Origin of the sequence: Aeromonas veronii, assembly GCA_041319085.1 — a bacterium.
Taxonomy (GTDB): domain Bacteria; phylum Pseudomonadota; class Gammaproteobacteria; order Enterobacterales; family Aeromonadaceae; genus Aeromonas; species Aeromonas veronii_F.
This window is the reverse complement of sequence record CP101033.1, coordinates 225,597-246,416: the sequence shown is the minus strand read 5'-3', so window position 1 is coordinate 246,416 and position 20,820 is coordinate 225,597. Positions and strand designations below refer to the sequence as shown.

Below are 20,820 nucleotides of genomic sequence, written 5' to 3'. Positions count from 1 at the left end.
AGGGGAACGATCACATTGGGCGCCATCAGACTCTCTCCATGAGCAGGACAGTCCCTCTAACTATGGCCGACTGTCAGGCCGGTCACCAATTAATTTTTTTCGCGAGCGCAAGCGTATTCCTGAGTTGAAAAGGGTGATGAAGATCACACACAATTCGGCCCCCGCTTGCCGCCCCGATTGCCGGGGGTAGGCTGCCCATTTTGCGAAGCCAACTGAAGAGACGCCCCATGAGCCCATTGATCGCCATCGCCATCACCACTGGAATTCTCTCCGCCGTCTGGGGCTGGATTGCCGTCGCGTTCGGCCTTATCTCCTGGGTCGGCTTTCTCGGCTGCACCAGCTATTTCGCGTCAAGCGGTGGCTACAAGGCGCTGCTGCAGACCCTCTTCTGCAACACCAGCGGCATGCTGTGGGCGCTGTTGCTGATCCATGGCGACAGTCTGTGGGGGGCAGGCGTGGCGGGTTACGTGATGACCGGGGTGGTCGCAACCTTGATGTGCGTGCAGGCCAAGCAGCAGTGGCTCGGCTACATTCCCGGCACCTTTGCCGGTTGCTGTGCCACCTTCGGGGCGGCTGGCGAGTGGCGGCTGATCCTGCCCTCCCTCATCATTGGCGCCTTGTTCGGCTACCTGATGAAGGCGAGCGGCCTCTGGCTCTCCCATAAAACCCAACAAGCCGATGTCACTCCGGCGGTCGTTGATCCCACCTGATGTCACTCATTCGCCAGATCATCGGCGCACTCTTGAGTTCAGCTACCCGATGAAGGCGAGCGGCCTCTGGCTCTCCCATAAAACCCAACAAGCCGATGCCGCTCCGGCGGTCGTTGATCCCGCCTGATTTATCCCTTCGATTTGAAGTTTGACGCTTCGATACCGTGCCGATTCAATAGTTTGTAAAAATCGGTACGGTTTCTGCCCGCCATGTTGGCCGCCAGGGTCACGTTGCCCTCGGTGGTGCGCAGCAAACGGATCAGATACTCCTTCTCGAATTCGGCCCGCGCCTCGTTGAACGAGGGGATGCCGCCGCCACCGCCGCTCAGGGCGGACTCCACCATAGAGACGCCGATCACCGCGCTGCAACAGAGACTGGCGAGCTGCTCCACCAGGTTGCAGAGCTGGCGCACGTTGCCGGGCCAGGCCGCCGCCGCCAGCATCGCCAGCGCCTCGGGCGAAAAGCCCATGGCGGCGCAGTCGCCGTGGCGGCTGCGGTAGTCATCGAGCGTCTGACGAGCCAGCAGGGGGATATCCTCGCTGCGGGCACTGAGCGATGGCAAGGTGATGTTGGCGACGTTGAGACGGTAGAAGAGATCTTCCCGAAAGCGCCCCTCCTCCATCGCCTTGACCAGATCCTGATGGCTGGAGCTGAGCACCCGCACCTCCGGGGTGCCCTGACCATACTCCTCCATCACCTGCAGCAGCTTGGCCTGCAAGGATTCGGAGAGGCTGCCAATCTCGTCGAGAAACAGGGTCGCCCCCTTGGCATACTCGAACAGCCCGGATTGGCCATCTTCCCCAAACAGCTGTAAATCGAGTTGAGCCCAGGAAATGGCGGCGCAGTTGATAGTGTGGAGCGGCTTGTCGCGGCGCTGGCTGGCCTGATGCAACGCCTGCGCCATCGCCCCCTTGCCGGAACCTGACGGCCCCATTATCAGCACCGGCACCTCCATGGTGGCGATGCTGTGGGCCTGAATAAGCAGCTGTTCCAGTTGGGGGTTGCGCGTCAGGATCAGCGACTGCCACTCCTGCTGCCGCTTCGGCCGCGTCAGGCTCAGCGCATGTTCGATGGTGGCGAACAGCTCATCCTTGTTGATGGGTTTGGTCAGAAAGCTGAAGACCCCGGAGCGGGTCGCCTGAATGGCGTCCGGGATGGTGCCGTGGGCGGTCATGATGATCACCGGCAAACCCAGCCACTGAGCCTGGATCCGCTCGAACAGCGCCAGACCGTCCATACCGGCCATCCGCAGATCGCTCAGCACCAGATCGGCCCGCTGCTGACGCAACCGGTAGAGGGCTCCTTCCGCACTGTCGGCGGTATCCACTTCATAACCCTGACTGCGCAGCCGCATACTCATCAGTTTGAGCAGGCTGACATCGTCATCCACTAACAGGATCCGGCTCATGGTGTTACCTCACGATGCTCGTTCAGCTTGCGCTGGTTGAGCTGGTCATCGATAGCGGTCAGCTGCTTGATCTGGCGGCGCAGCCGCTGGATCTCCTGACTCTGACTCTGGTCCTCGCGACGGCTGTCGCGAACCAGCAGTTGCTCGCCGAGAGCGATCCAACTGCGCAAAAAGGCCTGCGTATCGAGACCCAGTTCGGGCAGCATCTGCTTCAAGCGCGCCAGGCCGGCGGTGCGATTGGCCACCGCTTCGGCGGGGTGGGAATCCACCATCGCCAGACTGACCCGGCTCTCGAGATCGTCGGCCCCTTTCAGACGCTGACGCTCCTGCACCCGTTGCTGGGGGTGACTGGCCAGCAGCCAGTCGGAGTATTGCAGACGAACCTGCATCTCCTTGTTGGCAAACGCCATTCGCTTGGCAAAAGCGATATCGGCGGAGTCCCGCTGTGGCTGTTGCGGCAGCAGGGTGCAACCCGCGAGCAGCCCTGCAATCAGAGCTGGAAATACGCCTTGTATCTTCATCGTCCTCATTTCAACGTCAACCTGAAGCAGACATCCGCCTGTTCATCCTCTACCAGAACCAGTTCCCCTCCCAGACTGCAGGCCGACTCGCGAGCGATGGAAAGACCTATGCCTGAGCCTTTCAACAGACCTTGCCGCACTGTACTGCCCTGCTCGAAGGGTTCAAAAATGCGTTGCTGATCGGCCGCGGGGATCTTGGGTCCCTCGTTGGCCACGTCCAACCAACTTACCTGTTCGTCCTGCCCTGCCCTGATCCAGATATTGCCCCCGCAGGCGCCGTAGCTGACCGCGTTGGAGAAGAGGTTGTCTAGGATCAGTCGCAGCCGGTAGGGCTCCGCCCACAGGGTGACCGACTCGGTCGGCAAGTGTACACGGATCTGCTTGGACTCCAATGCCAGCCGGTACTCGGTGACTAACTCGATGAGCATGGGGGTGAGCGCTACCGGCTCCCGCGCGAACGCCTCCTGCTGGCTGAGCCGGTTGAAGTCGAGCAGCCGCTCGATCAGCGTCTGCAGACGGCGACTGCTCTCATCGAGCATCTGGCAGATCTCCAGCTGATCCGCCGTCAAAGGCCCGACCAACTGCTCGCAGAGCAGATCCGACCCCTCCCGCAGTACCGCCAGCGGGGTCTTGAGCTCGTGGGAAACATGGCGCAAGAACTGGTATTTCTGCAGCTCCAGCTCCTTCAGCTTGTCGTGCAGCCAGACGATCCGTTCCCCCAGTAGCACCAGTTCCGCCGGGCCATCGACCGGCTGATGATCGGGCTCAACCCCGGCCCCCAAGCTCAAAATGCGCGACTCAATCTGTCGTACCGGGTGGATGATGAGGTAGGTGAAGATAAAGACCATCAGCAGGCTCAGCGCCACCACGAAACCGCTCACCCACCAGAGTTCCCGAATCAGTCCGGCAATGGTCAACTGAACTCGATCCATGTGTTCGTCAACCCGTTTGCGGGTGATCACTTCCAGTTGCTTGTTGCTTTCGTCGAACTGCTCGAGTTTGTCGCCCGCTACCGCAACCCGGGCCAACGCGACCTCCTGCAGGCTGTCGAGCCAGACCAGCCCCTGATCCAGACTGCGGTAGAGCTGACCGTCGGAGATGGTGTTGCGATGTTCCGCCAACAGCACCCGATAGCCATCGAGTTGTTGCTGGTAACTGGTTAGACTGCGGCGATCCCCCAGCACCGCAAAGCGGCGCAAGGTGCGTTCGATGTCGATGGCTTGCGTCGTCAGCAGGGTCGCGCGGCGAGTATCCTTGACCGCGCGCGCCATCTCCTTGCTGGTGAGCTGGCCAAGGTGGGCCAAGGCAGTGCTGTTGTGCCAGATCATGCCGCCCAGCGGCATCAATACCAGCACGAATCCCATCAATACCACCTGCAGCAGGGAGCGTGGGCGAACCTTGGTCATCATCTCTTCTCTTGCATTCTCACCGGTGCGCCAGCATAGCCGCACCGACCCAAAAAACAAAACCGGCCAACGGGCCGGTTTGGATTATCTGGATTGTGGTGAGTCACGCCAAGGCGACAGAGGCCAGACAGATGGTCAGGATCATCGCCAACGCTCCCGAGGCGGTCAACAGCGCCCATTTCAGCTCCACACTCATGCAAACCTCCTTTCTGCCAATCAGTGCCGGATCACAATAGATAAGACAATGTTAAGCCATAGTTAATCCGATAACCGTGAGCTGCGTATACATTTCAGATGAGCCCAACCCCGGGAAGGTGAGCATGTTCTATCTGTGTAGCATTGGTTCCAATCTTGACCCACACATCCATGTCAGCCGCGCACTGGCCGAGCTGCTTGCCCACATCGGCCCCTTGCAGCTGAGTTCGGTGATCCGCACCAAACCGGTGGGGATGCACTCCAGCCACGACTTTCTCAACTGCCTGCTGGTCTTGGAAAGTCCGCTCGATGCCGCCCGCCTCAAGCAGCACTTTGTCGCCCTCGAGGTGGCTCACGGCCGGGATCGCAGCGATCCGCTCTGCAAGGTGCACGACCGACCGCTCGACATCGATATCCTGGCCAGCAACCTGAGCGGTGACTTTGCCACGGCAGCGGTCGATTCCTATCTGACGGAGCTGCTAGCCGAGCTGTACGGCCATGGCGAGGTGCATGACCCCAAGGTGGCGCTGCAGGTGACGCTCCTCGGTCCGTCGGGCAAGCTCAAACCTGGCAAGGGCTTGCTGACCCGGCTGGTCGGGCTGGGACCGCTGGTGCTCGGTCCCTCCTCAAAGAGTGGCCAGCGCGCGCCCGCCATCCACCTTGATGCTGGCCCCGGTCATATAGCTGTTCGCCATCAGTAGCTGCACCGCCTGCCAAATGGGCTCAAGCCCCCCCTCCCGCGCCAGCGGTGTTTTCGCCAACACCTGCTGGCGCCACACCTCGTCATGCTCGTCGAGAAACAGGATCGGGCCCGGCTCTATGGTGTTGACCCGCACTGTGGGCGCCAACTCGCGGGCAAAGCTCATGGCCAGCGAATGGGCTCCCGCCTTGGTCGCCACATAGCTGGCAAAACGGGGGGACGGGGCGTGAATATAGATATCGGTGATGTGAATGATGCTGGCGTTGGGGTTGCTTGCCAGCCTGGGTGCCAGCGCCCGGTTGAGCTGGAAGGGGGCCGCCATGTGCACTCGGTAAAACTGCTCGAACTGAGCCAACTGCGCCGCCGGATCGGTCGCCTGCGGCTCGAAGGCCGACGCGTTGTGGATCACCAGCGCCAGATCCTGATGGGCAGCCAGCACATCGATCAGCTTGCCAACGTCCTCTTCCCGGCCAAAATCCGCCTGCACCAGCTCGACCCCCAGTGCCGCCAGCTTGGCCAATTCCGGCCGCTCGCTGCGATAGCAGCCCGTCACCTGCCAACCCGCCGCCGCCAGCTGTTCACAGAGATAAAATCCGAGTCGACGGCCGCAGCCCGTTACCAATGCACGCATACGATCTCCTTTCCCTGTCATGGTCTTGCATCAACGAAGCCCGCCTGCCAGCGGATCACCGCCGATGGCCGCCGCCTCTCAATCTCTGCGGCACCAGCCATTGGCCGTTTGCCAGAGCTGAACCCGCAGATACGGCTGATCGATTTTCTCTCGGGAGATGGCGCTATCGCCACTCCGGCAACCCGACTCAAGGTTTCACATCCCGCAGGATCGGATTCTGCAACGAGATCAGGGTCTCAGTGGACTGGATCTCGTCGATGGTCTGGATCTTGTTGATCAGCACAATCTGCAGCTCATCGATGGAGCGGGTCATCACCTTCATGAAGATGCTGTAGTGACCCGTGGTGTAGTAGGCCTCCACCACCTCGTCCAGCGCCTGCAGCTTGGCCAGCGCCGAGGGGTAATCCTTGGCACTCTTCAGATTGATCCCGATAAAGCAGCAGACGTCATAGCCCAGCTTCTTCGCATTCACCTGTACCCGCGTCCCCTCGATGATCCCTGCCTGCTTCATCTTCTCCACCCGCACATGAATGGTGCCCGGGCTGACCGCCAGTTGTTTCGCCAGTTCGGCGTAAGGGATCCGCGCATTCTCCATCAAGGCGGTGAGGATGGCCTGATCGAGATTATCGATCCGGTAATTTTCCGGCATTTTTTTGCACTCCCGTTGGCGATATCTCATTAAATAACGGCTTATTTTGAAGAAAAAAACACACAAAGCCTATTTCTATTATCGAATATTGAATTTAGTTGGCAATCCGTTGAAGAATCACCACATCCAACGGGGTTTGAAACAGGAATTCAGCATGAAACAGCACTACATTCGCAGCCAACAGCAGATCAGCTTCGTCAAAGAGATGTTCTCCCACCAACTCGCCCAGCAACTGGGTCTGATGGAGGTGCAAGCCCCCATTCTGAGCCGGGTCGGTGATGGCACTCAGGACAACCTCTCTGGCCACGAGAATGCAGTGCAGGTCAAAGTAAAAACCCTGCCGGAGCACAGCTACGAAGTGGTCCATTCACTGGCCAAATGGAAGCGCCAGACTCTGGGCCGCTTCGGCTTCGGTCCAGGTGAAGGGATCTACACCCACATGAAGGCGCTGCGTCCGGATGAAGACAAGCTCACCCCCATCCACTCGGTCTACGTGGATCAGTGGGACTGGGAGAAGGTGATGCCGAGCGAGCGCCGGGATCTGGCCTATCTGCAGGAGACCGTGCGCGGTATCTGGGCCGCCATCAAGGCCACCGAGCGGGCGGTCTGTGCCGAGCATGAGCTGACCCCCTTCCTGCCAGCCGAGATCCAGTTCCTGCACAGCGAAGAGCTGCTGACCCGCTATCCGGACCTCGATGCCAAGGGGCGCGAGCGAGCCATCGCCAAGGAGCTGGGTGCCGTGTTCCTGATCGGCATCGGCGGTGCCCTCTCCCACGGCGAGCGCCACGACGTGCGTGCCCCGGACTACGACGACTGGAGCAGCCACAGCGAGCTGGGTCTGGCAGGGCTGAACGGCGACATCCTGGTGTGGAACCCGGTACTGCAGGACAGCTTCGAGATCTCCTCCATGGGGATCCGGGTCGACGCCGAGGCGCTGCGCCGCCAGCTCGCCATCACCGGCGACGAGGATCGCCTGCAGTACGACTGGCATCAGGATCTGCTGGCCACACGGATGCCGCAAACCATCGGCGGCGGCATCGGTCAATCCCGTCTGGCCATGCTGCTGCTGCAAAAGGAGCACATCGGTCAGGTGCAGGTTGGTGTCTGGCCCTCTGAAATGAAGGCCGCCATCCCGGGCATGTTGTAAGCCGGTTTTCTCGTAAAGGAGCATATCGACAAACAGGCACAGGTCGGCGTCTGGCCCTCTGAAATGAAGGCCGCCGTGCAAGGCATGCTGTAAACGAGTTGATTTCATCGGTCTGGCCCGCAAGCTGTGGCACGCGGGTCAGCCCTGAAGGTATGTGGCGGTGCGGACTGAACGAGCGCAGTCCGGACATGCTGTAAGCCGCGTGGTCATCCCTGATGGCCCACGGCGAAACCGGGGCTTGCCCCTGCGACCCGCTCAACCCACGCCAGGTCGCATCACTACATTCCTCCCGGCAATCTTCGGATTGCCGTTTTTTTTGCTTCCAAATCCCCGCGGCCAGATATGACAACGCCAGCCCGAGGGCTGGCGTTGCAAACATCGACACGAGATCGGTTACTGGGTCATGGTAAGGCCATTGCTGTCGGCCCCCAGCACCAGTTTTTTGCCCGGCACGATGCGGCCGGAGAGCAGGGCCTGCGCCAGCGGGTTCTCCACCTTCTGCTGGATCGCCCGTTTGAGAGGCCGCGCCCCGTAGACGGGGTCGAACCCGGCATGCACCAGCTTCTCGAGCAGCGCTTCGCTCACCTCCACCTCGTAACCCTGAGCCTCGAGACGGCCCATCAGGCTCTTGAGCTGGATGCGGGCGATGGACTTGATGTGCTCCTCGCCGAGGGGATGGAACACCACTGTCTCGTCGATCCGGTTGATAAACTCCGGCCGGAAGCTGCGGGTCAGCACCTCCATCAGCATGGCCTTCATCTCGTCGTAATCCTTCTCGGAGTGGTGCTCCTGAATCAGATCCGACCCGAGGTTGGAGGTCATGATCACCACCGAGTTGCGGAAATCGACGGTGCGACCCTGACCATCGGTCAGGCGGCCATCATCAAGCACCTGCAACAGGATGTTGAACACATCCGGATGTGCCTTCTCCACCTCGTCCAGCAGGATCACCGAGTAGGGACGACGGCGCACCGCCTCGGTCAGATAACCACCCTCTTCATAACCCACGTATCCGGGAGGCGCCCCCACCAGACGGGCCACGCTGTGTTTCTCCATGAACTCCGACATGTCGATCCGCACCATGGCATCCTGGGTATCGAACAGGAACTCCGCCAGCGCCTTGCACAGCTCGGTCTTGCCCACCCCGGTGGGCCCCAGGAACAGGAAGGAGCCGATGGGGCGATTCGGGTCGGAGAGACCGGCACGGGAGCGACGAATGGCGTTGGAGACCGCATCGACCGCCTCCTCCTGACCAATCACCCGGCTGTGCAACTGATCTTCCATCCGCAGCAGCTTGTCGCGCTCCCCTTCCAGCATGCGGGCGACCGGAATACCGGTCCAGCGGGCCAGGACGTCTGCGATCTCCACATCGGTGACGCGGTTGCGCAGCAGACTGGTCTCCTGCATCTCGGCCTGAGTGGCGAGATCCAGCTGTTTCTCCAGCTCCGGAATGCGGCCATATTGCAGCTCGGACATCCGCCCCAGATCGCCTGCGCGGCGTGCCACATCGAGATCCTGACGGGCCTGCTCCAGGGCCGCCTTGATATGCTGGGTGCCGGCGAGGGCGGCTTTCTCGGCCTTCCACACTTCGTCCAGCTCGTTGTATTCCCGATCTTTTTCGCCAATCTCCTGATTGATCAGCTCGAGACGCTTGCGGCTGGCGTCATCGTCCTCCTTCATCAGCGCCTGCTGCTCCAGCTTGAGCTGGATGATGCGCCGCTCGAGACGATCGAGCGCCTCCGGCTTGGAGTCGATCTGCAGCCGGATGCTGGCTGCCGCCTCGTCAATGAGGTCGATGGCCTTGTCCGGCAGCTGGCGATCCGCGATATAGCGGTGCGACAGCTGGGCCGCCGCCACGATGGCGGGGTCGGTGATCTGCACATGGTGGTGCAGCTCGTAACGCTCTTTCAGGCCGCGCAGGATGGCGATGGTGTCCTCCACGCTCGGCTCTTCCACCAGCACCTTCTGGAAACGGCGCTCAAGGGCCGCATCCTTCTCGATGTACTGACGGTACTCATCCAGCGTGGTGGCGCCGACGCAATGCAGGTCACCACGGGCCAATGCCGGTTTCAGCATGTTGCCCGCATCCATCGCCCCTTCGCCCTTGCCGGCGCCGACCATGGTATGCAGCTCGTCGATAAAGAGGATGACGTTGCCCTCCTCCTTGGCGAGATCGTTCAGTACGGCTTTCAGCCGCTCTTCAAACTCGCCGCGATACTTGGCACCGGCTACCAGCGCCCCCATGTCCAGCGACAGCACCCGCTTGTTCTTCAGCCCTTCCGGCACTTCACCGTTGATGATGCGCTGGGCCAGCCCCTCGACGATGGCGGTTTTACCAACACCGGGGGCACCGATCAGCACCGGGTTGTTCTTGGTGCGGCGTTGCAGCACCTGAATGGTACGGCGGATCTCGTCATCACGGCCGATCACCGGGTCGAGCTTGCCGATTTCGGCCCGCTCGGTCAGATCGATGGTGTACTTCTCCAGCGCCTGACGGTTCTCCTCGGCGTTGGCATCCTCCACCTTCTTGCCGCCACGCACCTTGTCGATGGCCGCTTCGAGTTTCTCTTTGGTCAGCCCCTGGGCGCGCAGCAGCTCACCCAGCGTTCCCTTGTCGTCGAGGGCAGCCAGCACGAACAGTTCGGAGGAGATGAACTGATCCTTGCGCTGCTGGGCCAGTTTGTCGCAGACGTTGAGCAGGCGGCCGAGGCCGTTGGAGAGCTGCACGTCCCCTTCCACGCCGCTCACGCGCGGCAGGCGATCCAGCTCCTCGCCGAGGCGGGAGCGCAGAGCATTGATATCCAGCCCGGTCAGGGTGAGCAGCGGACGGATGGAGCCGCCATCCTGATTGACCAGCGCGGTCATCAGATGAACGGGTTCGATAAATTGGTGGTCACGACCCAGCGCAAGAGACTGGGCATCGGAAATAGCAATCTGGAATTTGCTGGTCAGGCGATCGAGGCGCATTGCACTCCCCCTTTCAAGACGGACGCCGCTTGCGCGGCAAACAACATAACTTTCTGAGATGAAAGATGAGGCCCGTGCGGGCTATTTCAAGGGCAATGACTGGTTATTTTTTCTGCAAAGCGGGGGAAAGGCAGGAGCCCCGCCTCTCTCATACGGATTTGCTCTTGAGAGAGACGGGGTATTACTTGGTGGGTGATTGCTTAGCGGGCCAACCAGATAAGGGAGGCCATCCGGCCGGTCTGACCGTCGCGACGATAGGAGTAGAACTGCTCGCTATCGCTGAAGGTGCAGTATTCGCCGCCATAGACGGCGGTAACGCCCGCGCGGGCGAGGCGCAGCCTAGCCAGTTGGTAGATATCCGCCAGCCATTTGCCGTCGTTGGCGGAAGGCACGAAAGCCGCGACCGCTTCAGCCTGATCCGCCATAAAGGCTTCGCGCACCTCGCCACCCACTTCAAACGCTGTGGGGCCGATGGCCGGGCCAAGCCAGGCCAGGATCTCGCCCGGCTCACAGCCCATGGCCGCGATACTCGCCTCCAGCACGCCCTCTTTCAGTCCACGCCAGCCAGCGTGGGCGGCGGCGACCACTGTGCCGGCCCGATCGCAGAACAGCACCGGCAGACAGTCAGCAGTCATCACGATGCAGGCCTGATCCGCCTCATGGGCGCAGGCGGCATCAGCATCCGGCACCTGCTGATAATGGCTGTTGACCGGATGAACCACGGTGCCGTGCACCTGATTGAGCCAGTTGAGGGGCCCCGGGATAGCGGCCACCTGCTGCAGCCGGGTCCGGTTGGCCTCGACTCGCGCCGGTTCGTCACCCACGTGGGCGCCCAGATTGAGACCGGCAAAGACCCCTTCACTGACGCCGCCATCCCGGGTGGTCGACAACGCCCTGACACACGCCGGGGCTGGCCAATCGGGTTCGATCCATTTCATCTGTGACTCCTTCAATTCACCGCTATAAAAAACGGGGCTCCTGCAAGGGAACCCCGTTTGGCATCTGTTCGGGCCGGATGACGCCAGAAACCGACGCAGCAGGCCCTATCACATCAGTTCCAGACCAGATCGTCCGGATTGGCCAGGGTGTCAGCGCGCAGCACTTCCATCAGATCCACCATGTCCTGTGGCGTCTCGGAGTGCCACTGCATCACTTCACCCGTGATGGGGTGCGCCAGTTGCAGCATGGTGGCATGCAGTGCCTGACGGTTGAAGCTGCGCAGCATCTGGGTCAGCTCCGGCGTCGCATTGCGCAGCAGGCGCAGACGACCACCATAGGCGGGATCGCCCACCAGCGGGTGCTTGATGTGCGCCATATGGACACGGATCTGGTGGGTACGACCGGTCTCCAGACGCAGACGCAGACGGGTGTGGCCACGGAACTTCTCGTGCACCCGGTAGTGGGTCACGGAAGGACGACCATTGGGCACCACGGCCATATGGGTACGCTGGGTCGGGTGACGGCCGATGGGCGCATCAACAGTGCCACCTGCGGTCATGTGACCGATGGCGATCGCTTCGTACTCACGGGTGATCTGGCGCGCCTGCAGCGCTTCCACCAAGTGGGTCTGGGCAGGTACGGTCTTGGCAACCACCATCAGACCAGTGGTGTCTTTATCCAGACGGTGCACGATACCGGCGCGGGGCACCTCGGCAATGCCGGGATAGCGATGCAGCAGGGCGTTGAGGATGGTGCCATCGGGCGTGCCTGCGCCAGGGTGAACCACCAGTCCGGCCGGTTTGTCGATCACCAGAATGTGTTCATCTTCATAAACGATGTTGAGCTCGATCTCCTGGGCATCCCAGCGGGTATCGGCTTCCAGCTCGACATTCACATGCACCTGTTGCCCGGCCAGAATTTTCTCGCGCGGGGTGTTGGCAACCTGACCGTCCAGGGTCACTCTGTCCTGTAAAATCCACTCCTTGATGCGGGTGCGGGAGTAGTCTGGAAACAATTCGGCAAGGGCCTGGTCGAGTCGCTGCCCGAATTGGTGATCCTGGAATTCGCCTGTCAGTTCAATATGCTGGCTCATGTATGGTCTCTTGAGCGGGGGGTATCAATTCGAAATAATCCGGGTATTCTAGCTTTTCTTTTAGCCAAGCATAACGGATACTTTGCCAATTTCGTGGAAATGGACCGGATGTTGTTGATGGGAAAGAAGTCTCACCTGCTGATGTCGCTCGCCTTGGTCGCTACCTTGATCACAGGCTGTTCCAGCACCAAACCCAAGGTACCCGACGAACCGCCGGAGACCCTGTACCAGAAAGCACGCCTCAAACTGGACGTTGGCAATTACGTGCAAGCCACTGAATTGCTGGAGGCTTTGGACTCTCGCTACCCGTTCGGCGCCTACTCTAACCAGGTGCAGCTTGACCTCATCTATGCCTACTACAAGCAGGATGATACCGCTCAGGCGATCGCCAATATCGACCGTTTTATCCGCCTCAATCCGGCGCATAAAAATATCGATTACGTCTTCTATATGCGCGGCCTGACCAACATGGCGGCGGATTACAACTTCTTCCAGAGCCTGTTCGGTATCGATCGGGACGACAAAGACCCGGCATATGCCCGTCAGGCATTCCAGGACTTCAAGACCCTGCTGCAGAACTACCCCAACAGTGTCTATGCCGCCGATGCCCGTGCCCGCATGATTGGCCTGAAGAATCGTCTGGCCAGATATGACCTGAGCGTTGCCGAGTATTACGTGAAGCGTGATGCACTGGTCGCTGCCGCCAACCGGGCCAAGCTGATTGTCGAAACCTACCCCGACACAGCCGAAACCGAGAAAGCGCTGGAAATCATGGTCGAGTCTTACGACGCCCTGAAGATGCCGCAACTGGCCAAGCATGCCCGCGAAGTGCTGGCCAAAAACTACCCGGAGAACCGCCTCGGCCGTGGCTGAGTGATACGGATAAACCGGTAACAAAAAACCGATGCCTTGGCATCGGTTTTTTTATCGCTGCAATTTACCCTCAGCTGTTACCCGCAGATTGCTCTGTAGAGCAGGATCCGCGTGACGGCGCCGTCATCGCAACTCTTACTTCGCGACATTGCCCGCCACGTTCAAGGCATCCCAGGAGCGGGAGAAGGGCGGCGCGTCGATGCGGTGTACTGCCCCCTTGTCACAGATTCACTGCTTCTGCTGTTTCGCTCGCATGATGTTGATGATTTCGATGTCGGTATCCAGCATCCCCTGTTTAGAGAGGCGGCCCAGATTGGCGATGGTCTGGTCCACATCGTCGGAGACGATCCCCTCGCTCTGGGGGACATGCAGGTTGTTGATAGCCATCAGCGAGGACTTCACCGCCGCCGAGGTAGAGGTGGAGACCTTCATGGAGCAGGCGCTGCCTGCGCCATCGCAGATGATGCCGGAGACATCGCCAATCATGTTGTTGATGCAGTGGCTGATCTGCTGATACTGGCCGCCCAGCAGCCAGGTGATGGCTGCACCGGCGCCCATGGCGGCGGTGCTGGCGGCACAGAGGGCCGACAGCTTGTTCTGATAGGTCTTGATGTAGATGGCCACCAGATGGCTCATCACCAGCGCCCGGGTCAGCTGCTCGTCGCTCGCCTTGAGGAAGCGGGCGGCGGCGACCACCGGCATGGTGGCGGCAATGCCCTGATTGCCGGAACCGGAGTTGGACATGGCGGGCAGCATTGCGCCATCCATCCGCGCATCGGAGGCGGCGGAGGAGAGGCGCATCGCCAGGGTCATCAGGTCATCGGAGAGCAGCTTGCGCTCCACCTGCTCGGTGAGGATCTTGCCGATCTGCAGGCCGTAACCCTGCAACCCTTCATCTGCCAGCGCCTGATTCATGGTGGCGGCCTCGCGGATAAAGTCGATCTCCGCCAGCGGCACTTCCAATGCAAAATCGACGATCTCCCGCAGGGTCATGGCCGGTTTGGCGGATTTGGCTGGCTGGATCTGCACGCCGGGGGCACTGTTCTGCGCCATCAGCACCTCGCCATCCTTCTCCATCAGGATGATGCGGGTGTGGTCGGTACAGATCACCACCCGGGCGCTGTGCCCTTCAACTTCGGCCAGTACCTCGGCGTAGAGCACGTCCGGCACATCCTTCACATCCACCTTGATGACCGGCAGCAACGCCTTGGCCGCCTCGACCTGGGCCGGGGTGAGAGTCTTGAGCACCTCCAGCCCGGCATCGGGATTGCCGCCGGTGATGCCGACCGCAGCCGCCACCGGCAGACCGATCATGCCGGTACCCGGCACCCCGACCCCCATGCCGTTCTTGAACAGGTTGCCACTGACCCAGACGCTGATGCGGGTCGGATCCTGCCCCAGCAGCTTACGGCAGTTGGCCGCAGCCAGAGCGACCGACATCGGCTCGGTGCAGCCCAGAGCCGGCACCACTTCACGCTTGAGCAGGGTTATGAAATCGGTCCATTGTGCTTTCATCTGTGGTTTCTCTGGTTCACTGTGCCGCAGGCATCGTATGAGGGTATGGTTGCTATCTGGAGGGCCGCCCGTCCATGTAACTTTATTTGGTTCTAGTGGCACGAGCCTCAAATAAAATTTAGCCTCCTCGCCTTTTGCCGCCATTATGCCTTCCAGCCGGGGCAACGTCACCGGATTGCTGGCCCGCTGCAGGCAACGGATCCCCCCATCCGGCCAAGGCCCTTTGCCATCAACGTCTTGCCCCTATTCCGTGAAAAGCGGGCAATAAAAAAGGAGGCCGAAGCCTCCTCTTGTCTCATCTCATCGACGCTTAGAGCGCCTTCAGGATCGCTTCGACACTGGCCTTGGCATCGCCAAACAGCATCTGGGTATTTTCCTTGAAGAACAGCGGGTTCTGGACACCGGCATAGCCAGTGTTCATGGAGCGCTTGAAGCCGATAACGTTCTGCGCTTTCCACACTTCCAGTACCGGCATACCGGCGATCGGGCTGCCCGGATCTTCCATCGCGGCCGGGTTGACGGTGTCGTTGGCACCGATCACCAGCACGGTATCGGTATCGGCGAAGTCGTCGTTGATCTCGTCCATTTCCAGCACGATGTCATACGGCACTTTCGCTTCCGCCAGCAGCACGTTCATGTGGCCAGGCAGACGACCGGCAACCGGGTGGATACCGAAGCGCACCTTGACGCCGCGATCACGCAGCTTCTGGGTGATTTCAGCCACCGGATACTGGGCCTGCGCCACCGCCATGCCGTAGCCCGGGGTGATGATGACGGAGCTGGAGTTCTTCAGCAGGTCAGCCACTTCCTCGGCGCTGGTTTCGCGGTATTCGCCCATCTCCTGATCAGCCGTGGAGGCCACGCCATCGGAGCCGAAGCCACCGGCGATCACCGAGATGAAGGAGCGGTTCATCGCCTTGCACATGATGTAAGAGAGGATGGCACCGGAGGAACCTACCAGCGCACCCACCACGATCAGCAGGTCGTTGGAGAGCATGAAGCCCGCCGCCGCCGCCGCCCAACCGGAGTAGGAGTTCAGCATGGAGACCACCACCGGCATGTCGGCGCCACCGATGGAGGCAACCAGATGCCAGCCAAAGGCGAAGGCGATCAGGGTCATCACCAGCAGAGCGAAGGTAGAGCCGCCCGCGTTGACGAAGTAGACCATCAGCGCCAGAGAAGCGACTACAGCCAGCAGGTTCAGCTTGTGGCGGTGCGGCAGCATCAGCGGCTTGGAGGAGATCAGACCGCGCAGCTTGCCGAAGGCAACCACGGAACCGGTGAAGGTCACGGCACCGATGAAGACGCCCAGGAAGATCTCGACCAGGTGGATGTTCAGCATGGCGCCGGAGAGGTGCTCGACCTGGGCGACACTGGCCGCCTGTTCGAACGCCGCACGGGCGGCTGCCAGCGTGGCATCCAGGTTGGAACCGACGGAGACGACTACCTCAGCAGGGGCAGAGGGGTGCAGATCGATGAAGCTGTTGACGCCCACCAGCACTGCCGCCATACCGACGAAGCTGTGCAGCACGGCCACCAGCTCGGGCATCTCGGTCATCTCGACCTTGAGTGCCAGACGCACGCCGATGGCACCGCCGATCACCATGGCCAGAATGATCCAGTGAACGCCACTGGTCTCCGGGTTGAATACGGTGGCGAGCAGGGCGATAGCCATACCCGCGATACCGAACAGGTTGCCATGCTTGGCCGTTTCTTGCTTCGACAGTCCCGCGAGACTGAGGATGAAGAGCACGGCGGCAACGATATAGGATGCTGTTACCAGTCCTTGAGACACGTTAAACCCCCTTAATCCTTACGGAACATCTTCAGCATGCGCTGAGTGACGGTGAAACCGCCGAAGATGTTGATACTGGCAATCAGCACGGCGATGAACGCCAGCGCTGTGACCAGGGTCGACCCTTGCCCGATCTGCAGCAGGGCACCGACCACGATAATGCCGGAGATGGCATTGGTGACCGACATCAGCGGCGTGTGCAGAGCGTGAGAGACGTTCCACACCACGTAGTAACCGACCACACAGGCCAAGATGAATACGGTGAAGTGGGAGAGGAAGGCTGCCGGGGCAACGGAGGCGATCCAGCCGAAGGCGGCGATACCGAGGGCACCGAACACGAACTTCTTGTTGGAGGGCTTGGCCTCTTCCTTCTTGGCGGCCGGTTTGGCGGCGGCCGGTTTCTGCGGGGCGGCAGAGACGGAGATGGCGGGCGGCGGGAAGGTCACTTCACCGGCCTGGATCACCGTCATGTTGCGCTGAACCACGTCTTCGAAGTCGATGGCAACGTTGCCGTCCTTCTCCTTGCACATCAGCTTCATCAGGTTGACCAGGTTGGTACCGTAGAGCTGGGAGGATTGGGCAGGCAGGCGACCCGGCAGATCGGTGTAACCGATCACCTTGACGCCGTTGGCAGTGACATGCAGTTCGCCCGGCACTGTGTATTCACAGTTACCGCCAGCCTGAGCGGCCATATCCACGATCACCGAGCCCGACTTCATGCTGTCGACCATCTCTTTGGTGATCAGCTTGGGAGCCGGCTTGCCCGGGATCAGAGCGGTGGTGATGATGATGTCCACCTCTTTGGCCTGCTGGGCGAATAGCTCCATCTCGGCCTTGATGAACTCTTCGCTCATCACTTTGGCATAACCATCGCTGGATGCGCCGTCTTCGCCACCGAAGTCCAGCTTGAGGAATTCCCCACCCATAGATTCGATCTGCTCGGCCACTTCCAGACGGGTATCGAACGCACGCACGATGGCGCCGAGGGAACCGGCAGTACCGATGGCGGCCAGACCGGCAACACCGGCACCGATCACCAGCACCTTGGCAGGCGGCACTTTACCGGCTGCAGTGATTTGACCGGTGAAGAAGCGACCGAACTGGTGCGCAGCTTCAACCACGGCACGATAGCCACCGATGTTGGCCATGGAGGAGAGGGCATCGAGGGACTGGGCACGGGAGATCCGCGGCACCATATCCATCGCCATCACATTGATGTTGCGCTCGGACAGCTTCTTGACCAGCTCAGGGTTCTGTGCGGGCCAAATGAAGCTCACCAGAGTGGCACCATCTTTAATTTGTGCGATCTCGGCATCGGTCGGCGCATTGACCTTGAAGATAAGGTCGGCTTGCCAGACATTCGGCACCACGCTGGCACCGGCAGCCTCGAAGGCGGCATCATCGAAGCTGGCCAACTGGCCTGCGCCGGACTCGATGGCGACCTCGAAGCCGAGCTTTTTCAGCTGCTCGACGGTAGCCGGGGTCGCTGCGACCCGGGTCTCACCGGCGAGACTCTCTCTCGGTATTCCAATCTGCATGACTATTCCCTGATGGTTAATAAACAATCGCTGCCCAGTGTCTCACTTCTGACGAAACAAGACATGACCAAAGTGCAGGTCCAGGGCTCTTTGTTATGAAAATCAGTAGGCTTTACCTCAACCTCCTGTCATGGTCAGGCCCCCGCTTTTCAGGCGCGAAGGTGATTAGTATCAAATTTTGGAGTTTTATTACAACCGCAGTCCCGACGGCACTCGTACAGAATTCAGCCCATCCCTGGCTACGATTAAAAAAAACAAACCAAATTAGAGGCTTATACCAGTAAAAACGGCTGAAAAAAGTGATCCAACCAGTCAAAAAAAATGTTTTACCGGCCCTCTATCTTAGCGTTTTTTGTTCTTACGAAATCCGCTTTCGTCGCACTTCTCGCAGCGAAACGCCAAAAAGCAACATTTTCCCAACAAAAGCGGGGCCACTCAGCCGCCAGATGGCGGGAGAGGGCCCCGGCAATTCAATCGTTTCGCCCGTGTGGCGCCGATTGGCGGCCCTTACCAGGCCGCTTCATAAATATGCTGGCTCTGCACCAGATCGATATCGCTGTGCTCGCCCAGACGGCTCATGCCGTGCTCACCCAGCTTGCCGATCAGGGTATCGATACCGAGATCTTTCAGACCGTAGTCGCGCAGTCGGGTCTTGACCCCCATCCGCTCGAAGAAGTCGCGGGTCGCGGCGATGGCATCATCGATGCGCTCCGCTTCGCTGCCGCTGCGCAGACCCCACACCCGCTCCGCGTATTGCAGCAGCTTGGCATGCTTCTGTTTGCGCTTGGCCTGCAACAGGGCGGGCAGTACCGCCGCTAGGGTCTGGGCGTGGTCGAGACCGTGCAGGGCAGTCAGTTCGTGACCCAGCATGTGGGTGGCCCAGTCCTGCGGCACACCGGCACCGATCAGACCGTTCAACGCCATGGTGGCGCTCCACATGATGTTGGCGCGCACCTCGTAGTTGTACGGCTCGGCCAGCGCCTTGGAGCCCTCTTCGATCAGGGTCAGCAGCAAGCCTTCGGCGAAGCGATCCTGCACCTTGGCATTGACCGGATAGGTGAGGTACTGCTCCACGGTATGGACGAAAGCATCCACCACCCCGTTCGCCACCTGACCCTCCGGCAGGGTATAGGTGAGCACCGGATCGAGCACGGCGAAGCGCGGCATCACCAACGGCGAGAAGAAGTGCACCTTGTCGCTACTGCTGCGACGGGTGATGACGGCGCCCATGTTCATTTCGGAACCGGTAGCCGGCAGGGTCAGCACCGAACCGAGCGGGATGGCGGAGCGCACTTCGCTGCCGACGGTCTCGAGAATGTGCCAGGGCTCTTTGGCCCGATCGTAGTGTGCGGCAGCGGCGATAAACTTGGTGCCATCGAGCACCGAGCCACCGCCGACGGCGAGCAGGAAGTCGACCCGCTCGGCACGGGCCAGCTCCACGGCCCCCATCAGGGTCTCGTAGGCCGGGTTGGGCTCGATGCCGCCAAATTCAAACAGAGTGAAACCAGCCAGTTCGCTGCGGATCTGCTCCAGCAAGCCGCTGCGTACCACGCTGCCGCCGCCGTAGGTGATCATGACGCGGGCGTCGCGCGGGAGCTGCTCGCGCAGCTGGGCGATCTGCCCTTGGCCAAACAGGATTTTGGTCGGGGTATGGAGCGTAAAGTTGTTCATCGACATTGCCTTATTCTGATAGTCAGGGCGGCCAGGCCGCGAAATCGTGATTGCATTTTTCTCCAGAACCACCCTACCATCAAGACAACATCCTGCTTTATTCTTGCCTATTTCTACAAAGCAGCGAAAACCGGAACAGTTGAATCAAAGAGCGCCCATGCCAAACCGTTACAGCGACCTCGCCGCCAGAGTGACCCGCCACGTCACCGCCCCCGGCATCACCCCCTCCCCGGTGGAGCAGGTGAATTTCATCTATACCACCGAGTACCACGACCGCACCCCGGTGCTCTACCAGCCGCGGATGATCGTGATCCTGCAGGGGCACAAGGTGGGTTATCTGGCGGATCAGGTGTTTCGCTACGACCCCAACCACTACCTGCTGATGACCTTGCCGCTGCCCTGCGAGTGCGAGTGCTTCGCCTCCCCCGAGCAGCCGCTGATCGGTTTTACCATCGAGATCAACATGGTCACCCTGCAAGCGCTGTTGCTGGAGCTGGGCGACGCCCTGCCCGCCCCCGCTCCGCAGAAGTGCGGCGTCCACTCGGTGCCCCTGTCGGAGGCAATGTTCTGCGCCGCCGAGCGGCTGATCGAGCTGATGGACAACCCGCTGCACGCCAAGGTGCTGGGGCCGCAAACGGTGCGGGAGATGCTGTTTCACGCCCTCACCGAGGGAGGCGGCCCGGCGCTGCAGGCGCTCGCCAATCGCCACAACCATGTGGGCCAGATCGCCCGGGTGCTGCGTATGATAGAGTCCCGTTATGCCGACAACCTCACCATGGAGGAGCTGGCACGGGAGGTGAACATGAGCGTCTCCGCCTTTCACCACCACTTCAAGGCGGTCACCGCCACTTCGCCGCTGCAGTACATCAAGTCGTTTAGGCTGCACAAGGCGCGGATGATGATGCTGCACGACGGCATCAAGGCGGGCACCGCGGCAGCCAGAGTCGGTTACGAGAGCAACTCCCAGTTCAGTCGGGAGTACAAGCGCTTCTTCGGCAGCACGCCGACGGATCAGGCCTCCCGCTTCCGGGATGGCCAGCTGCGCATCATCGAGGGATAAC

Annotated in this window: 18 protein-coding genes; 5 read left to right on the top strand and 13 right to left on the bottom strand. The window is 60.7% G+C overall.

The window, feature by feature from the left end:
• Nucleotides 1-227 precede the first annotated feature (227 nt).
• Complete coding sequence (locus NMD14_01235) at nt 228-710, top strand: DUF1097 domain-containing protein (GenBank protein ID XEI33146.1); 483 nt, start codon at nt 228-230, stop codon at nt 708-710.
• A 128-nt stretch (nt 711-838) separates the two neighbouring features.
• Here NMD14_01235 and NMD14_01230 read toward each other — a convergent pair whose 3' ends face one another.
• The 4 genes from NMD14_01230 to NMD14_01215 all read right to left on the bottom strand — a co-directional run bounded on the left by NMD14_01230 (nt 839) and on the right by NMD14_01215 (nt 4,242).
• Nucleotides 839-2,119 carry a sigma 54-interacting transcriptional regulator gene (locus tag NMD14_01230; protein XEI33145.1) on the bottom strand — a complete coding sequence of 427 codons (1,281 nt, stop codon included), beginning with the start codon at nt 2,117-2,119 and terminating at the stop codon, nt 839-841.
• The gene (locus NMD14_01225) at nt 2,116-2,640 is read right to left on the bottom strand and encodes a hypothetical protein (protein ID XEI33144.1); all 525 of its coding nucleotides are present in this window, start codon (nt 2,638-2,640) and stop codon (nt 2,116-2,118) included. The genes NMD14_01230 and NMD14_01225 overlap by 4 nt, the downstream gene beginning before the upstream one ends.
• 5 nt (nt 2,641-2,645) lie before the next feature.
• Entirely contained in the window at nt 2,646-4,046 is a 1,401-nt protein-coding gene (locus NMD14_01220; protein XEI34689.1) for a HAMP domain-containing histidine kinase, read from the bottom strand.
• A gap of 103 nt (nt 4,047-4,149) precedes the next feature.
• Nucleotides 4,150-4,242 (bottom strand): YnhF family membrane protein, encoded by a 93-nt coding sequence (locus tag NMD14_01215; protein XEI33143.1) that lies wholly within the window; start codon nt 4,240-4,242, stop codon nt 4,150-4,152.
• A gap of 124 nt (nt 4,243-4,366) precedes the next feature.
• On the opposite strand from NMD14_01215, the gene NMD14_01210 reads away from it, so the two are divergent.
• Nucleotides 4,367-4,942, top strand: coding sequence for a 2-amino-4-hydroxy-6-hydroxymethyldihydropteridine diphosphokinase (locus NMD14_01210; protein XEI33142.1), 576 nt, complete (start codon nt 4,367-4,369; stop codon nt 4,940-4,942).
• Here NMD14_01210 and NMD14_01205 read toward each other — a convergent pair.
• Both NMD14_01205 and asnC read right to left on the bottom strand, forming a co-directional pair.
• Nucleotides 4,868-5,572, bottom strand: a complete 705-nt coding sequence (locus NMD14_01205; GenBank protein ID XEI33141.1) for an SDR family oxidoreductase — start codon at nt 5,570-5,572, stop codon at nt 4,868-4,870. The genes NMD14_01210 and NMD14_01205 overlap by 75 nt on opposite strands.
• A gap of 187 nt (nt 5,573-5,759) precedes the next feature.
• Nucleotides 5,760-6,221 (bottom strand): transcriptional regulator AsnC, encoded by a 462-nt coding sequence (asnC, locus tag NMD14_01200; GenBank protein XEI33140.1) that lies wholly within the window; start codon nt 6,219-6,221, stop codon nt 5,760-5,762.
• A 154-nt stretch (nt 6,222-6,375) separates the two neighbouring features.
• On the opposite strand from asnC, the gene asnA reads away from it, so the two are divergent.
• Entirely contained in the window at nt 6,376-7,368 is a 993-nt protein-coding gene (gene asnA, locus NMD14_01195; GenBank protein XEI33139.1) for an aspartate--ammonia ligase, read from the top strand.
• 393 nt (nt 7,369-7,761) lie between these two features.
• Here the strand turns inward: asnA and clpB are convergent, their stop codons facing one another.
• From clpB to rluD, 3 genes are all read right to left on the bottom strand, one after another.
• Nucleotides 7,762-10,335 carry an ATP-dependent chaperone ClpB gene (gene clpB / locus NMD14_01190; protein XEI33138.1) on the bottom strand — a complete coding sequence of 858 codons (2,574 nt, stop codon included), beginning with the start codon at nt 10,333-10,335 and terminating at the stop codon, nt 7,762-7,764.
• A 200-nt stretch (nt 10,336-10,535) separates the two neighbouring features.
• Nucleotides 10,536-11,273: a peptidoglycan editing factor PgeF gene (pgeF, locus tag NMD14_01185; GenBank protein XEI33137.1), complete on the bottom strand. Its 738-nt coding sequence runs from the start codon at nt 11,271-11,273 to the stop codon at nt 10,536-10,538.
• Nucleotides 11,274-11,386: 113 nt separating this feature from the next.
• Nucleotides 11,387-12,367, bottom strand: a complete 981-nt coding sequence (rluD, locus tag NMD14_01180) for a 23S rRNA pseudouridine(1911/1915/1917) synthase RluD (protein XEI33136.1) — start codon at nt 12,365-12,367, stop codon at nt 11,387-11,389.
• 117 nt (nt 12,368-12,484) lie between these two features.
• On the opposite strand from rluD, the gene NMD14_01175 reads away from it, so the two are divergent.
• Nucleotides 12,485-13,240 (top strand): outer membrane protein assembly factor BamD, encoded by a 756-nt coding sequence (locus NMD14_01175; protein XEI33135.1) that lies wholly within the window; start codon nt 12,485-12,487, stop codon nt 13,238-13,240.
• A gap of 228 nt (nt 13,241-13,468) precedes the next feature.
• Here NMD14_01175 and NMD14_01170 read toward each other — a convergent pair whose 3' ends face one another.
• From NMD14_01170 to yqhD, 4 genes are all read right to left on the bottom strand, one after another.
• Nucleotides 13,469-14,755, bottom strand: a complete 1,287-nt coding sequence (locus NMD14_01170; GenBank protein ID XEI33134.1) for an L-serine ammonia-lyase, iron-sulfur-dependent, subunit alpha — start codon at nt 14,753-14,755, stop codon at nt 13,469-13,471.
• A 310-nt stretch (nt 14,756-15,065) separates the two neighbouring features.
• Nucleotides 15,066-16,550 carry a Re/Si-specific NAD(P)(+) transhydrogenase subunit beta gene (gene pntB, locus NMD14_01165; protein ID XEI33133.1) on the bottom strand — a complete coding sequence of 495 codons (1,485 nt, stop codon included), beginning with the start codon at nt 16,548-16,550 and terminating at the stop codon, nt 15,066-15,068.
• Nucleotides 16,551-16,561: 11 nt separating this feature from the next.
• Nucleotides 16,562-18,088: a Re/Si-specific NAD(P)(+) transhydrogenase subunit alpha gene (gene pntA / locus NMD14_01160; GenBank protein ID XEI33132.1), complete on the bottom strand. Its 1,527-nt coding sequence runs from the start codon at nt 18,086-18,088 to the stop codon at nt 16,562-16,564.
• A gap of 507 nt (nt 18,089-18,595) precedes the next feature.
• A complete protein-coding gene (gene yqhD / locus NMD14_01155; protein ID XEI33131.1) occupies nt 18,596-19,759 on the bottom strand; it encodes an alcohol dehydrogenase in 1,164 nt (387 codons plus the stop codon).
• A 157-nt stretch (nt 19,760-19,916) separates the two neighbouring features.
• On the opposite strand from yqhD, the gene NMD14_01150 reads away from it, so the two are divergent.
• Entirely contained in the window at nt 19,917-20,819 is a 903-nt protein-coding gene (locus NMD14_01150; protein ID XEI33130.1) for an AraC family transcriptional regulator, read from the top strand.
• Nucleotide 20,820: the final 1 nt, after the last annotated feature.